We start from the raw sequence: 14221 nt of genomic DNA, 5'->3' as shown, positions 1-14221 counted from the left end.
GTAAAATCAATTTACCAAATGCTATAAAAAAATGTGGTCACCTGAGCATAAATATCAGCGAAAAAGCCAAAAATAGTATCAATAAAGTTTTCTGGCTGTTCCGTATGCTGTTGACCATGTAAATCTGGGTCTAATACCGGATCAATAATAAAATTTGGATCAGTTAAACGACTCCAACCATTCCAATAACCTAAATTATAACCTTCTTTAAATCCTCTGGAATAATCCTCATTAATCTCCTTGTAACTTGGAAGATTGTCTAATGGAGGGGAATCGTACGGATTTTTAGCACCAGATTTGTTACCATTTTTGTATCCTAAATCGTACCCATCGATAAAACCTTGGTTACTTGGTTCTTCAAATTGTTGCTGTTTCAATGCTGAATCGATTGAGTCCGCAATTACGGTTGTCTCCATTGCTAGGCTAGAACTGAAGAAGGCGAAGGCGATAGCGCCTGTTCCGATAAGTTTTTTGATTGCTTTAGATTTCATTATCATGATTTCTCCGTTTTTGTGTTTCATTTAAGGTGTTAAAAGAATCTTAGTGCAAATTTGTTGAATATAGTAGTCAAGTTTTATGGCTAATAAGTGACAGTCCTGTCAATTACAGTTTGAGGGGGATTTTTAGTGTTTACTATGATGAAAGCCAAAAGCCAAGAATCCCTCTATAATGATTCTTGGCTTTTTTGCTCCTTGGATAGCTGAGGATAAATCAAGTTAATGTGGTTTTAGAATCAGTAAGTATCTCAGCTAAAATGTTAAAGAAGTTTGCTAACTCAGTGGAGAGTGAAGCAAAACGATTATATGGATTTAATTAATGGGAAAAAACCAACTTAATACTGTCAATGCGACACCAATAATAGTGTCAAAAATTGTTGATTCAGCTTCCGTACTATTTTGTTCTGCTTCAGGACCGCTAACTTCAGGACCGCTAACTTCAGGAACTTTAGAGCCGTATTTACTTTGATATGTTGCTGTATATTCTGTCTTGTAACTGTCTCTGTAACTGCGTAGATAATTTTCGTTATCTTCATTTCTTTCATATTTAGGCATATCTTTACCTTCAGGATAAATATGTTCGAAATCGGGATGTTGACCATTGAATTTATTGTCTACAGCATCGTAAAAACCTTGAAATCCACCGTCTTCACGCCCTTTTAAAAATGGATCCTTTACCTGAGAAGATACGGAAGCTCCCTACGCCTTCACTGGTGTCCCCATTGCTAGGCTGGCGCTAAAGAAAGCAAAAGCAATAGCGCCTGTTCCGATAAGTCTTTTGACTGTGTTAGATTTAATCATAATGATTCCTCCATTTTTTATTTTAATTTTAGGACAATTTTCCTGTCTCAAAATCTTTGTCATTATACTGCAATAGCAGCTATCTATCAATACACATTTCATGAATTTGTCTATTTATTAGGTTAACCATAGACTATCTTAATATAACTTATGTTAATTTCATCTTATTAAGGTTTTCTTTATTTTCTTAATGTTATTTTTAGAAAAAGAGCAGCTTGAAACTAAAGTCGGCTCGGTGTAATGTGATGCTTTATTATCAATAAATAGGAAGATATTGATAATAGTGAGGTGTTTTTTTGGGGGATGGTCAGAGAATGGCACAGCTGATCTAGCTTTTTTGTAGGTGTCATGGTTATGGTGTAAGAATATGACTGTTAACCTTTTGAATCGAACGTTGGTTTAGGAGCGATTTAGGCATTAATTTGATGACTATTGTGCTTTTCGTGCTTTTTGGGAGTTTTTGAGAGATATTGCTTGACTTTGCTAGAAAATAGTGTAGAATGAATTCTGTAAACGATTGCAGAGGAGGTGCCCCTATTTTAAAATCTGAGCGTAAACAGCTGATTATGGATAGGTTGTCAGAAGAACATTTTGTGACCTTGGAAGAGTTAGTGGGTTTACTAGAGACCTCGGAGTCAACGGTTCGAAGGGATTTGGACCAGTTGGAGTCTGAAAATAAGCTCCGCCGTGTTCATGGCGGTGCAGAGAGTTTACAGACGTTGAGAGATGAACCGAGCAACCTTCAAAAATCTGTCAAAAACATTCAAGAAAAACGACAAATTGTCACTCGAGCTCTAGAAGAGATTCATCCTAATGATGTGATTTTTATAGATGCTGGAACGACAACGGCGCTCTTGGTAGATATTTTGACAGACACGACGGTGACGGTGGTGACCAATTCGGTACACCATGCCAGTCAGTTGATTGATAAAGGCATTCGGACAATTATCATTGGTGGTTTTGTGAAGCAAACCACGGATGCTAGTGTCGGTCAAGCGACTTTGGCACAAATTAACCAGCTTAATTTTGATAAGGCTTTTATTGGAATGAATGGTGTGGATTCAGCTTACCTGACGACACCTGATTACGAGGAAGCCATGGTCAAAAAAGCGGTTATTGAAAATGCTAAAGAGTGCTTTGTCCTAGTCGATTCTTCAAAATTTGGTCATATCTCCTTTGTTAAGGTTGCAGAAATTGAAAAGGTAACGCTGCTGACATCAGAAAGTAGCTCTGCCATTTTCCAAAAAATAAAAGAAAAAACGAGGGTAATAGAAGTATGATTTATACGGTAACCCTAAACCCATCCATTGACTTTATCGTCCGTCTTGACAGTGTTGAAATTGGCGCTGTTAATCGTATGGATAGTGACGATAAGTATGCGGGTGGAAAAGGGATTAACGTTAGTCGTATCCTGCAAAAGCTAGGTTACGACAATACGGCTACTGGTTTTATCGGTGGTTTTACAGGTCGATTTGTAACAGATGGTTTGGTGGCTGAAGGCATCAAGACTAATTTTGTTCAAGTGGATCAAGACACGCGCATTAACGTTAAAATTAAGGCGGATCATGAGACTGAAATCAATGGGACAGGTCCAGTCATCACGGAAGGTCAGTTGGTAGAGCTTGAAACCGTCCTCTCACAAGTGACGCCAGATGATGTGGTGGTCTTTGCCGGTTCAGCTCCGTCAAACCTTGGTAATCAGGTTTATAACCGCTTGATTCCTTTGGTGAAAAAAGCTGGCGCAGAAGTGGTTTGTGACTTTGAAGGACAAACATTGCTTGATAGCTTAGCTTATGAGCCACTCTTGGTGAAACCAAATAACCATGAGCTCGAAGCGATTTTTGGTGTAGAGCTAAATGGCATTGATGACATTGAAACCTACGCACGTCAAATCTTAGCTAAGGGAGCTAAAAACGTTATCGTTTCAATGGCAGGTGACGGTGCGCTCCTAGTGACGCCAGAAGCGGCTTATTTTGCAAAACCAATTAAGGGTCAAGTAAAAAATTCAGTTGGTGCTGGTGACTCAATGGTGGCTGGCTTTACTGGTGAATTTGTCGCTACTGGAAATCCACTTGAAGCGCTCAAATGGGGTGTGGCCTGTGGAACAGCGACAGCTTTCTCAGATGATTTGGCAAGCATTGACTTTATTAAAGAAACTTTTGAAAAAGTAGAGGTAGAAAAACGATGAAAATTCAAGATTTATTGAAGAAAGATTTGATGTTGCTTGATCTTCAAGCAATTTCAAAAGAAATGGCGATTGACGAGATGATTACAAAACTCGTTGAAAAGGATATTGTGCACGATTTTGACATCTTCAAAAAAGGTATCATGACTCGTGAAGAGCAAATGACAACTGGTCTTGGTGATGGAATTGCCATGCCACACGCTAAAAATATTGTGGTAGCTGAGCCAGCAGTTCTTTTTGCAAAATCAAACAAGGGTGTTGATTACCAATCACTTGATGGTCAACCGACTGATTTGTTCTTTATGATTGCGGCACCTCAAGGGGCAAATGACACACACTTAGCAGCCCTTGCTGAATTGTCACAATACCTTTTGAAAGATGGTTTTGCGGATAAACTTCGTGCGGCAAACACACCAGAAGAAGTGATTGCAGTTTTCGATGCTGCTTCTGAAAAAGCAGAGGCTGAAACAGTTGTTGCTCCAGCAGAAGGTCAAGATTTCATCGTAGCAGTTACAGCATGTACAACTGGTATTGCCCACACTTACATGGCAGAAGAATCACTTAAAAAAGTGGCTGCTGAAATGGGTGTTGCTATTAAAATTGAAACAAATGGAGCTTCAGGTGTTGGTAACAAATTGACAGCTGAAGATATTGCCAAAGCTAAAGGGGTTATCATTGCAGCTGATAAAGCAGTTGATATGCCTCGTTTCAATGGTAAACCACTTGTGAGCCGTCCAGTTGCTGATGGTATCAAGAAAACAGAAGAGCTAATCAACATCATCTTAAACGGTGAAGCAGAAACTTATGTGGCTAAAGACGGCGCTCAAGCGGCTGCTTCAGAAGAAAAAATGTCAGCAGGTCAAGCTTTCTATAAACACTTGATGAGTGGTGTATCACAAATGCTTCCATTCGTTATCGGTGGTGGTATCATGATTGCCTTAGCTTTTCTATTTGATAACATTTTAGGTGTTCCTAAAGATCAGCTTGGAAATCTTGGATCATATCATGAAATTTCTTCAACTTTCATGAAGATTGGTCAAGCTGCCTTTGGTTTCATGATTCCAGTATTTGCTGGTTATGTGGCTTACTCAATCGCTGAAAAACCAGGTATGGTTGCAGGTTTTGTTACTGGTGCCATTGCTTCAAATGGTTTGGCTTATGGTAAAATTGCTTACGCTGCTGGTGGAGAAGCGACAGCAGGTCTTGCAGGTGTGCCATCAGGTTTCCTTGGTGCTCTTGTAGGTGGTTTCCTTGCTGGTTACCTTGTTCTTGCACTTAAAAAATACGTGAAAGTGCCACGTTCATTGGAAGGTGCAAAATCTATTCTGATCTTGCCACTCTTTGGTACTATTTTGACAGGTCTTGCGATGTTGGCAGTTAATATCCCAATGTCAGCAATCAATACAGCACTTAATGACTTCTTGAACGGTTTGTCAGGAAGCTCAGCTGTTCTTCTTGGTCTCCTTGTTGGTGGTATGATGGCGATTGACATGGGTGGTCCAGTTAATAAAGCCGCTTATGTTTTCGGTACTGGTACACTTGCAGCTTCTGTGACAAACGGTGGTTCAATCGTGATGGCGGCTGTTATGGCTGGTGGTATGGTTCCACCTCTTGCAGTTTTCATTGCAACACTTCTTTTCAAAGATAAATTTACTGATGAAGAACGTGATTCAGGTTTGACGAACATCATCATGGGTCTTTCATTTATTACGGAAGGTGCGATTCCATTTGCCGCTGCTGACCCAGCGCGTGCTATCCCAAGCTTTATCGCAGGTTCTGCGATTGCAGGTGGACTTGTTGGTCTTGCTGGTATCAAATTGATGGCGCCACATGGTGGTATCTTCGTTATCGCATTGACATCAAATCCATTCCTTTACCTTGCATTTGTCCTTGTCGGAGCAATCATCTCAGGTGTCCTATTTGGTTACCTTCGTAAAGCGAAATAAGATAAACAGTTAGAAAAGCTCGTTTGAGCTTTTCTTTTTTGCTATAATGAGGGGGATAACTTGGGATAATTCTAGGAAAGGAGAAACAATGCAAGAGATTTGGCAAAGGTATTTGCAATTGAAACGCTTTTTTAAGTTACCTTGGTCACAGCAGAGTATAGAAGAACTGAAAAATATGACCACCATTGATCCACGTCTGGGTTCATCAACTTTCAAGAAACTTTGGACTATTGAAAAAAAGCATTCTTCTCCCAAACAGTTATTAAAGCTAATCATGAGTTTGCTTGATTTTCCAGAGTTAACGGGAGATATGGCACAGACTCGTTATCTCTTATCACTGATTTCTCCTAGTTTAGCTCCAGATGATACCTTTTGGTGGGACATCGCAGAGCAGGTAGATAAGGCTTTTCCTGGAGAGAGTTTGGCTCAAGAAGGGAAGTTGGCAAGGCAAGTACACCAGCTGCGCTATCTGATCTCTTGTCACCAAGCGGAGTATGTGCGCCAGCATTTTCGCCATAAAAATCAAACAGATGCAGAGGGCTTGGCACGTTATTTGAAACACCGTTCCTACACCCTCTTAGAATCTGCTCGTCTTCACAATAAAGTCATGGTAAAAGACGGAGTGCCTTATTATCCAGACGGTAAGGTTAGTTACAATATAAAAATCCTTCAAAGGTTCCACACGGAGTTTATTCTGAGCAGTTCGGGGTGTTTTTTAAATGAGATTGATCCTGAAAAAATGACGGTGGCTGGTGTGGTTAATGGTGCGAGTTTTAATTATGCGACACGAAACAATCAACGGCACTGGGAGCTAGATGTGATGCCTGTCAGTCCCCACGACCCTGATTTTCGTTGGAAGGTGAGGAGAGGATTTGTAGCCCCTACATGGAGAGACTATAGTAAGCGGAGTTTTTTACGGACTAAACCAGCTTATCCTTGTCTGAGGTTAGTCAATAAAGAAGTCAGACGTTTTTCTCAAATGATTAGAAAAGCATAGGTGATATTGCTGTTGGTTGGCTAGTAGCGATGTTTGAGAGAAAATTTAGGGGAGTTCAAACGGATTAACGTTGGACTGACAAACAGAAGAGCTCTTTAAAACGGGGCTAGCATTTTCAAAAATCCTTAAAAAATGCTATAATGAATAAAATAGAGTGCAAAGCGCTTACTTTGGAAAGGAAATTTATGACACTTACTGTAAAAATGTTAGTGGATAAGGTCAAATTAGAAGTGATTTATGGGACCTGGGAACTTCTGAATAAGGAGATTACAACGTCTGATATTTCACGCCCAGGTCTAGAAATGACTGGTTATTTTACCTATTATTCACCAGAACGTGTTCAACTTCTAGGGATGAAAGAATGGTCTTACTTAATGAGTATGACTAGCCATAATCGTTATGCAGTCCTAAGTGAAATGTTTAAGCCAGAAACGCCAGCAATTGTCGTGGCTCGCAATTTAGAGATTCCTGAGGAAATGCTTCAGGCTGCTAAAGAAAAAGGCACCGCTGTTTTACGTGGGCGTATTCCAACCAGTAGCCTTTCAGGTGAAATGTCTTGGTACATTCATTCCTGTCTTGCAGAAAGAACCAGTGTTCACGGTGTCTTGATGGATATCTACGGAATGGGTGTTTTAATCCAAGGGGATTCTGGAATTGGTAAGAGTGAAACAGGTCTTGAATTGGTAAAACGTGGCCACCGATTGGTGGCTGATGACCGAGTTGATGTTTATGCTAAAGATGAAGAAACTCTATGGGGTGAACCAGCGGAGATTTTGCGCCATCTCTTGGAAATTCGTGGTGTTGGGATTATTGACATTATGAGCCTCTACGGTGCTAGTGCGGTGAAAGGCTCTTCTCAAATCCAATTAGCGATTTACCTTGAAAACTTTGAAGCAGGTAAGGTTTTTGACCGTTTGGGAAATAGCAACGAAGAAATTGAATTTGCAGGTGTCAAAATTCCTCGCGTACGTATTCCGGTTAAAACAGGTCGAAATGTCTCTGTTGTGATTGAGGCTGCTGCGATGAACCACAGAGCTCGTCTGATGGGCTACGATGCGACAAAGACTTTTGAGGATCGTTTGACAGCTCTCATTAGCCAGAATGGAGCTACTAATGATTGATCCAGTTGCTATTAAATTAGGTCCTATCGCCATTCACTGGTATGCCCTGATTATTATGACTGGTGTAGCGCTAGCGGTTTATCTTGCTAGTAAAGAAGGGCCCAAAAAGAAGATTTCAGCAGATGATGTGACAGATTTTATTCTCGTTGCTTTCCCTCTTGCCATATTGGGAGCAAGGCTCTATTATGTCATCTTTGAGTGGTCGTACTACAGCAAGCATCTTAATGAAATTTTTGCCATTTGGAATGGTGGTCTTGCGATTTACGGAGGTCTTCTGACCGGTGCGGTGGTACTTTTTACTTTTTCTTACTACCGTATGATTAAGCCGATTGACTTTTTGGATATTGCAGCTCCAGGAGTGATGATTGCTCAGAGTATTGGACGCTGGGGAAATTTTGTCAATCAAGAGGCTTATGGAAAAGCGGTGCAGCATCTCGATTACCTGCCCAGCTTTATCAAAAAGCAAATGTATATTGATGGGAGCTATCGAACGCCTACCTTCTTGTATGAAAGCCTTTGGAATTTCTTAGGATTTCTCGTGATTATGGGACTTCGCCGTCGTCCAAATCTGTTAAAACAGGGAGAAATAACAGCCTTTTACCTTATCTGGTATGGCTGTGGCCGTTTTGTAATTGAAGGAATGAGAACCGACAGTCTCATGTTGATGGGCTTACGAGTCTCTCAATGGCTCAGTGCTATTCTAGTGATTACAGGCGTGGTATTTGTTGTCATTCGACGTCAGAAGAATGATATTCCTTACTATCAAACGAAATGAGGTGACTTATGGATTTAGGTGGCATTGCACTTTTAATTATTGCAATTGCAGTTGTGGTTTTAGTTGTTTTCTTGGTTCTTTTTATCAAAAAATTAACGGAAACTGTCGAAGAAACGAAACAAACCATTAAATTATTGACCAGTGATGTTAATGTGACCCTTTACCAAACGAATGAAATCTTAGCTAAGGCTAATGTTTTGGTAGATGATGTGAATGGAAAAGTCGCAACGATTGATCCGCTCTTTACAGCTATTGCTGATTTATCAGTTAGTGTGTCTGATTTGAATGAACAGGCACGCAACCTTTCGTCAAAAGCAAGTAAGGGAACAGCTGTTGTTGCTAATACGGGCAAAGCTGCTTTCGCAGCACGTATGGCTTCAAAACTATTTAGTAAAAAAGATAAAAAAACGGAGGTATAAGCTCATGGGGAAATTTCTAAAAAGTGTTATTCTAGGTGCAGCATCTGGTGCAGCGGCAGCTTATTTTCTAGGAACTGAAAAAGGGAAAGAACTTGTTGCTAAAGCAAAAGAAAATTTTGACGACTATAAGGCTAATCCTGATGCTTATCATGAAGCAGCTAAAGGAAAAGTGGCTGAGTACAAAGATTTGGCAACAGAAACCTTTACTGAGTATAAAGGCAAATGGGAATCAGGTGAGTTTAGCGCTGAGAATATCGGGCAAGCAGTAAAAGCAACTGTTGAACAAGTTAAAGAAAAAGTTAGCGAGACAGTTCAAACCGTCTCAGAAGAGGATATCATTATCGTTGAAGTCCCAGAAGAAGAAGTTGTTAAAGAAGATATTGTCATCGATTTAACTGACCAGTCTGATACTGACCTTTCAGAAGATAACTAAGTGATTAAAAATCGGTATTGGTAGTGTAAAAGCTGTGTGTAGCCAATCATTTGAAAGTGATAATAGGAAGAAGCTGGGAAAAACTTGCCCAGCTTCTTCTATTTTGCCATAATCTTTTGACCAGTAGTTGGCTGGCTTGTCTTTTACCTTGGGGATAAAGTGGATAAATAGGCTAACCAAGAGGTGTTGTGAAATTATTCAGTGAGATAAGATTAACAATTGACTAGCGAGGGAAATAAAGCATTTGAATTTTTGCGATTCTTTTTAAATGTTGTTCTTAGTGCTGATAATGATTTGGTGTAGCAGTTGACTTTATTTAGGAAAAGAGCTGATGAAAAATGAAGATGAGAAAGTTGCTCATAAAAATCATATTGTGATAATATGTAATCGGATACAAAATTGAGTAACAAAAAAGCACCGAATCGGTGCCCACTTTTTCAAGTTGGATACGGACTGGATTAAAAATCACTGCCTTATTTTAACTCGCTGTGTTGTTTCGAATGGTTCCAACACAAGTTCATCTTGTCTTACACAGATATAGATGTTTTAGAGATGTGTTGTTTCGAGTGGTTTTGAATCTAGTATTTATCATAATAAATCGTTTAAGGAAGAAAAAATAAGCATCAAGTGAATGCTCATTTTTTTTGTTGCTTGGTAAGGTTTAGTCCCCATGGGACGAGGTTTTCGGTTTTTGCTTTTATTCGAGAGATATTTTCTTTGTGTCGAACCATAATGACGGCTGCGATTAGGAGAATGAGAAGGCTAAAAAGTGGGTCGTAGGTTGTTAGGATGAAATCAATGGCAGGGAAGATAGCGATTCCTAGGATAGCAGCGGTGGCGGCAATGACGCTCGAAAGAGAAATCATGCTAAAGAGGTATAGGCTGGCTACAAAAATAATGGCTAGGTAGAGAAGAAAACTCGGTGCAAAGCCTAAGAGAACCCCAGCGCTCGTAGCGACAGCTTTTCCACCACGAAATTGAGCGAAGATGGGAAAGGTATGTCCTAAAATAGCAAAAAATCCAATCATAAGAGGTGATATGGAACTGCCAAACCAGATAGGGAGTAAGGTCGCTAGTGTCCCTTTGAGGACATCAACAGCAAGAACGACTAACCCAGCTTTGACTCCAAGGACACGGAAGGTATTGGTTGTTCCCATATTTCCTGAACCATGTTCGCGGAGATTAATCTTAAAAAATTGCTTCCCAATCCAAAGACCAGTCGGGATTGAACCAAGCAGATAGGCGATTAGAATAAAAAGTAATGTTTTCATGTTTCCATTATAGCATAAGAAGCACGATTTTTGATATAATGGACAAAAATTAGAAAGGGAGCTCAGCTAAACTAGGAGGAAAACTTATCTTTTAGTTTTAGTGCTTTTAGGAACTATAAAATGATTAGACGTGCGACATCAGCCGATATTCCTGCTATTCAACGCTTATTAGGTCAGATTCTACAGGTTCATCATGAAGCTAGACCAGATATTTTTAAAGGTAGTGGCGGTAAGTTTACAGATGAAGAGCTTGAGTTGCTTTTAACAGATGATACCAAACCTGTTTTTGTTTATGATAATGGCAAAGCTGTTATCGGACATCTCTTTTTAGAGATAAAAGAAGCTAAAGGAGCAGTTCTTGAGCCTGTAAAATCTCTCTTCATAGATGACTTATGTGTGGATAAGGATGTTCGAGGTGGCGGAATTGGTCAAGAATTGTATAGCTTTGCCTTAGCTTACGCCAAAGAAATAAGTTGTTACCATCTAACTTTGAATGTTTGGAATGATAATGTTTCGGCGCTCCGCTTTTACCAAAAGCAAGGCATGAAACCCTTACATACAGAAATGGAAATTATCTTGTAATTTTTTGAAAAAATTGCTTACGAAGAAAAATTTTTTATGGTATAGTAAAATCTAATGTTTTAGAAATGGAGTTTATAATGCCTAGAAATTTTAAAGAAGCGATGTTGTTTACAGTGATGATGTGTGGCATCATGGTGTTTGGGATGTCAATCTGGAACCTTTATATGAATACAGGATCAGTTCATTGGGGACATGTATTTGCGGGGTACTTGCCTGGATTTGCTGTTGCCTTTCTTCTGGATGTGATTTTGGTAGGGCCAATTGCTAAGAAAATTGCTTTTACGATGTTACATCATATCGGTCACCACGAGAAGCGTTGGGTGAAAATTGTGGCTATCTCAGGGACAATGGCACTCTTTATGGTGACTTTCATGTCACTCTATGGTCTGATTTTTAACTTGATTATTGGTCAGGGGCTGCCTTGGTCGGTGATTACGTTAGGGGCTTATGGCAAAGCATGGCTGACGAATTTTGTAGCTGCTATTCCTCTTAATTTCCTCATCGCAGGCCCGATATCTCGCTTTATTTTGGGACGCCTTCAAAAACCATTTCCTGGTGAAGATAAGGTTGAGGACTTTGATAATGATGATGAATTACCTGAAATTATCTAACCCAAAAATGTCGTAGCAGTTTTTTGTCTGCTACCTTTTTTTATGTTAGAATAAAGAAAATTGTACCAATCGGTCTAGTTTAAAAAAGGAGAAAATATGTCAGAAGTAAAACAATATGACTATATCGTTATCGGTGGTGGTTCAGGAGGTATTGCTAGTGCTAACCGTGCAGCCATGCATGGTGCTAAGGTCATCCTGTTTGAAGGAAAAGAAGTCGGAGGAACCTGTGTCAATGTCGGCTGTGTGCCTAAAAAAGTCATGTGGTATGGTGCTCAGGTTGCTGAAACCCTCAATCATTATGCGGCAGAGTATGGTTTTGAAGTGGAGACGAAAAACTTTGATTTTTCAACATTGAAGGCTAATCGTCAGGCTTATATTGACCGAATTCACGGGTCTTACGAGCGTGGATTTGATAATAATGGTGTGGAACGTGTGTATGAATACGCGACTTTTGTAGATGCTCATACGGTAGAAGTGGCTGGGCAACGTTATACAGCGCCTCATATTTTGATTGCGACAGGAGGTCATGCCCTCTATCCAGACATTCCGGGTGCTGAGTATGGTATCACCTCTGATGGATTCTTTGAGCTGGATGCTGTTCCTAATCGTACAGCTGTTGTAGGCGCAGGCTATATTGCGGTAGAGGTGGCTGGTGTTCTCCATACTCTGGGTTCGGAGACGCATTCTTTTTGTCCGTCAGGACCGTCCGCTCCGCAATTTTGACCAAGAAATTATCGGAACATTGACTGATTATATGGCAGAAAATGGTCCTACTTTACATACGCGGTCTGTTCCTAAAGAAGTGATTAAGAATGCTGATGAGTCGTTGACTTTGGTTTTAGAAAATGGGCAGAGCTACACTGTTGATACGCTTATCTGGGCCATCGGGCGTCGTCCTAATGTAACTGGATTTGGTTTGGAAAAAACAGGTGTTGCTTTGACAGACCAAGGTTATATTGCTAGCGATGACTATGAAAATACAAACGTATCAGGAATTTATGCCCTTGGGGATGTGACTGGTAAATTAGAATTAACGCCTGTTGCTGTTAAAGCGGGTCGTCAATTGTCAGAGCGCTTATTCAACGGTAAAACGAATGCTAAGATGGATTATAAGGATGTGGCAACCGTTATTTTTAGTCACCCAGCCATTGGTTCAATCGGTTTGTCAGAAGAAGCAGCCATCGCTGCATTTGGTGCTGAAAACATCAAGGTTTACCGTTCAACCTTTACACCAATGTACACAGCTCTGGGAACACACCGTCAACCAAGTAAGATGAAGCTCGTTTGTCTTGGGGAAGAGGAAAAAATCATTGGGCTTCACGGTATTGGATACGGCGTGGATGAAATGGTACAAGGTTTCTCAGTTGCTATTAAGATGGGCGCAACAAAAGAAGATTTTGATAATACCGTTGCCATTCATCCAACAGGTGCCGAAGAATTTGTAACGATGAGATAATTAGTACTGTAATTTGAATCAAGAATAGGATGATAAAAAACATACTAATCAACTTATTCCATCTCACTCGAATAAGTTAGTATCTTGTTCTAAATTGTTATGGTAAAACACTCCATTCAACGTTGAACGGAGTGTTTTCTTGTTATTCAATTCGACTAATCAGTTCATCGGCAGTTGTTGTTGGGAACATCCGTACACGGTTAAGGGTGAGTAATCCGTTTGCTGCGCTAGCAACGCCTTCGTTTGTCGTGACACCAAGTTTATAATGCAGTTGCTGCGCGATGTTAATTGTCGTATCAGAATACCGACCAGCTGGATAGGCAACAGCGATAGTGTCTTGTGAAAAGGTTTGATCAAGATAGGTTTTTGAATCGCTGAGTTCGGAGGTTTGAGTATCTGGCGTTGAATACTCTAAATCTGGATGATTGACAGTGTGTCCCTGCAAGGAAATACCATTTGCCTTCATTTCTTGCATTTCTTCCACGGTTAAATTTCCTTCGTGATTAACCGTTCCTGTGATGACATTGTTGGTGGCTTTAGCACCGTACTTAGCAAGAATCGGATAGGCGTAGTCATAAAAATCCCAGAGGCTATCGTCAAAGGTAAGCCAGACAACCTTTTCAGCAGGGAGACTATTTTCAGTAAGGGCACGATAGGCTTCTTCAGGACTTAAAAAATAGTAACCGTCATCTTTTAGGCGCTTGATATGGCTCTCAAAAATATCTGGTGCCACGATAAGATTAGCATTAGCAGCTTCCTCAGGAGCCATGACATGGATAGCGTGATACATGAGAATTGGGATGCTGACAGGTTGCTCTTGTGTCGTCCAAGTGACGGTTTCCGTTTCAGAGGTGTTTTCGATTTGTTGGGCTTGTTCAGTTGTTTCTTGGACTTGGGAAATAGCAGAGCTGGTTTGAGTTGTTTTCTGATTAGCTTCTTTAGCGTCAGCCATTTTCCAAAAGAAGAAAAGAGCAAAGCAGCTAAGCAGGATGATGAGGGAGAGTAATACGCCTAGGAATGGCGAACGACGGTGTCTCGAACGGCGAGAGGGGCTGGACATATGAGGCTCCTTTGTTGTTTTTTGTCTATTATATCAAAAATCTGAGAATGAGAAGACTGTCAATTCA

Annotated in this window: 14 protein-coding genes and 1 pseudogene; 11 read left to right on the top strand and 4 right to left on the bottom strand. The window is 40.3% G+C overall.

The genetic code is table 11. The annotated features are described in order from the left end of the window. Positions 1 to 11: 11 nt before the first annotated feature. Together AB6M99_RS06650 and AB6M99_RS06645 are read right to left on the bottom strand one after the other, a co-directional pair. Positions 12 to 491: a hypothetical protein gene (locus AB6M99_RS06650; RefSeq protein WP_369350459.1), complete on the bottom strand. Its 480-nt coding sequence runs from the start codon at positions 489 to 491 to the stop codon at positions 12 to 14. A 318-nt stretch (positions 492 to 809) separates the two neighbouring features. Beyond that, on the bottom strand, positions 810 to 1052 hold the full coding sequence (locus tag AB6M99_RS06645; protein ID WP_121834557.1) for a hypothetical protein: 243 nt from the start codon (positions 1050 to 1052) through the stop codon (positions 810 to 812). 746 nt (positions 1053 to 1798) lie between these two features. On the opposite strand from AB6M99_RS06645, the gene AB6M99_RS06640 reads away from it, so the two are divergent. From AB6M99_RS06640 to AB6M99_RS06605, 8 genes are all read left to right on the top strand, one after another. Beyond that, positions 1799 to 2578, top strand: coding sequence for a DeoR/GlpR family DNA-binding transcription regulator (locus AB6M99_RS06640; protein ID WP_245962674.1), 780 nt, complete (start codon positions 1799 to 1801; stop codon positions 2576 to 2578). Beyond that, positions 2575 to 3486, top strand: a complete 912-nt coding sequence (gene pfkB / locus AB6M99_RS06635; protein WP_121834558.1) for a 1-phosphofructokinase — start codon at positions 2575 to 2577, stop codon at positions 3484 to 3486. Before AB6M99_RS06640 ends, pfkB begins: the two co-directional genes overlap by 4 nt. Continuing rightward, positions 3483 to 5429, top strand: coding sequence for a fructose-specific PTS transporter subunit EIIC (locus AB6M99_RS06630; protein WP_121834559.1), 1947 nt, complete (start codon positions 3483 to 3485; stop codon positions 5427 to 5429). The genes pfkB and AB6M99_RS06630 overlap by 4 nt, the downstream gene beginning before the upstream one ends. 88 nt (positions 5430 to 5517) lie before the next feature. After that, positions 5518 to 6426: a DUF3114 domain-containing protein gene (locus AB6M99_RS06625; RefSeq protein ID WP_369350457.1), complete on the top strand. Its 909-nt coding sequence runs from the start codon at positions 5518 to 5520 to the stop codon at positions 6424 to 6426. 185 nt (positions 6427 to 6611) lie between these two features. Further along, positions 6612 to 7547 (top strand): HPr(Ser) kinase/phosphatase, encoded by a 936-nt coding sequence (gene hprK / locus AB6M99_RS06620; protein ID WP_121834561.1) that lies wholly within the window; start codon positions 6612 to 6614, stop codon positions 7545 to 7547. Next, a complete protein-coding gene (gene lgt, locus AB6M99_RS06615; protein WP_369350456.1) occupies positions 7540 to 8322 on the top strand; it encodes a prolipoprotein diacylglyceryl transferase in 783 nt (260 codons plus the stop codon). The genes hprK and lgt overlap by 8 nt, the downstream gene beginning before the upstream one ends. An 8-nt stretch (positions 8323 to 8330) precedes the next feature. Beyond that, positions 8331 to 8741: a DUF948 domain-containing protein gene (locus tag AB6M99_RS06610; protein WP_121834563.1), complete on the top strand. Its 411-nt coding sequence runs from the start codon at positions 8331 to 8333 to the stop codon at positions 8739 to 8741. A 4-nt stretch (positions 8742 to 8745) separates the two neighbouring features. Next, on the top strand, positions 8746 to 9174 hold the full coding sequence (locus AB6M99_RS06605; protein ID WP_369350454.1) for a YtxH domain-containing protein: 429 nt from the start codon (positions 8746 to 8748) through the stop codon (positions 9172 to 9174). A gap of 635 nt (positions 9175 to 9809) precedes the next feature. Here AB6M99_RS06605 and plsY read toward each other — a convergent pair. Continuing rightward, positions 9810 to 10445: a glycerol-3-phosphate 1-O-acyltransferase PlsY gene (plsY, locus tag AB6M99_RS06600; RefSeq protein ID WP_121834565.1), complete on the bottom strand. Its 636-nt coding sequence runs from the start codon at positions 10443 to 10445 to the stop codon at positions 9810 to 9812. A gap of 120 nt (positions 10446 to 10565) precedes the next feature. On the opposite strand from plsY, the gene AB6M99_RS06595 reads away from it, so the two are divergent. The 3 genes and pseudogenes from AB6M99_RS06595 to gorA all read left to right on the top strand — a co-directional run bounded on the left by AB6M99_RS06595 (position 10566) and on the right by gorA (position 13094). Continuing rightward, a complete protein-coding gene (locus tag AB6M99_RS06595; RefSeq protein ID WP_121834566.1) occupies positions 10566 to 11027 on the top strand; it encodes a GNAT family N-acetyltransferase in 462 nt (153 codons plus the stop codon). 77 nt (positions 11028 to 11104) lie between these two features. After that, complete coding sequence (locus AB6M99_RS06590; RefSeq protein ID WP_121834567.1) at positions 11105 to 11638, top strand: DUF2798 domain-containing protein; 534 nt, start codon at positions 11105 to 11107, stop codon at positions 11636 to 11638. 96 nt (positions 11639 to 11734) lie between these two features. Next, positions 11735 to 13094: pseudogene (gene gorA, locus AB6M99_RS06585) on the top strand (glutathione-disulfide reductase). Positions 13095 to 13236: 142 nt separating this feature from the next. Here the strand turns inward: gorA and AB6M99_RS06580 are convergent. Then, on the bottom strand, positions 13237 to 14154 hold the full coding sequence (locus AB6M99_RS06580; RefSeq protein ID WP_369350453.1) for a polysaccharide deacetylase family protein: 918 nt from the start codon (positions 14152 to 14154) through the stop codon (positions 13237 to 13239). Positions 14155 to 14221 lie beyond the last annotated feature (67 nt).

Origin of the sequence: Streptococcus hillyeri, from assembly GCF_041081565.1 — a bacterium.
In the GTDB taxonomy this organism is placed as follows: domain Bacteria; phylum Bacillota; class Bacilli; order Lactobacillales; family Streptococcaceae; genus Streptococcus; species Streptococcus hillyeri.
This window is presented reverse-complemented; position numbering and strand designations above follow the sequence as displayed.

Excerpts from the sequence above, each read along its gene's own strand:
- lgt (WP_369350456.1), top strand. The coding sequence starts at position 7,540 with ATGATTGATCCAGTTGCTATTAAATTAGGTCCTATCGCCATTCACTGG.
- AB6M99_RS06630 (WP_121834559.1), top strand. The coding sequence starts at position 3,483 with ATGAAAATTCAAGATTTATTGAAGAAAGATTTGATGTTGCTTGATCTT.
- AB6M99_RS06650 (WP_369350459.1), bottom strand. The coding sequence starts at position 491 with ATGAAATCTAAAGCAATCAAAAAACTTATCGGAACAGGCGCTATCGCC.
- AB6M99_RS06645 (WP_121834557.1), bottom strand. The coding sequence starts at position 1,052 with ATGCCTAAATATGAAAGAAATGAAGATAACGAAAATTATCTACGCAGT.
- AB6M99_RS06625 (WP_369350457.1), top strand. The coding sequence starts at position 5,518 with ATGCAAGAGATTTGGCAAAGGTATTTGCAATTGAAACGCTTTTTTAAG.
- AB6M99_RS06605 (WP_369350454.1), top strand. The coding sequence starts at position 8,746 with ATGGGGAAATTTCTAAAAAGTGTTATTCTAGGTGCAGCATCTGGTGCA.
- AB6M99_RS06595 (WP_121834566.1), top strand. The coding sequence starts at position 10,566 with ATGATTAGACGTGCGACATCAGCCGATATTCCTGCTATTCAACGCTTA.
- AB6M99_RS06580 (WP_369350453.1), bottom strand. The coding sequence starts at position 14,154 with ATGTCCAGCCCCTCTCGCCGTTCGAGACACCGTCGTTCGCCATTCCTA.
- plsY (WP_121834565.1), bottom strand. The coding sequence starts at position 10,445 with ATGAAAACATTACTTTTTATTCTAATCGCCTATCTGCTTGGTTCAATC.
- AB6M99_RS06640 (WP_245962674.1), top strand. The coding sequence starts at position 1,799 with ATGAATTCTGTAAACGATTGCAGAGGAGGTGCCCCTATTTTAAAATCT.
- AB6M99_RS06610 (WP_121834563.1), top strand. The coding sequence starts at position 8,331 with ATGGATTTAGGTGGCATTGCACTTTTAATTATTGCAATTGCAGTTGTG.
- AB6M99_RS06590 (WP_121834567.1), top strand. The coding sequence starts at position 11,105 with ATGCCTAGAAATTTTAAAGAAGCGATGTTGTTTACAGTGATGATGTGT.
- pfkB (WP_121834558.1), top strand. The coding sequence starts at position 2,575 with ATGATTTATACGGTAACCCTAAACCCATCCATTGACTTTATCGTCCGT.
- hprK (WP_121834561.1), top strand. The coding sequence starts at position 6,612 with ATGACACTTACTGTAAAAATGTTAGTGGATAAGGTCAAATTAGAAGTG.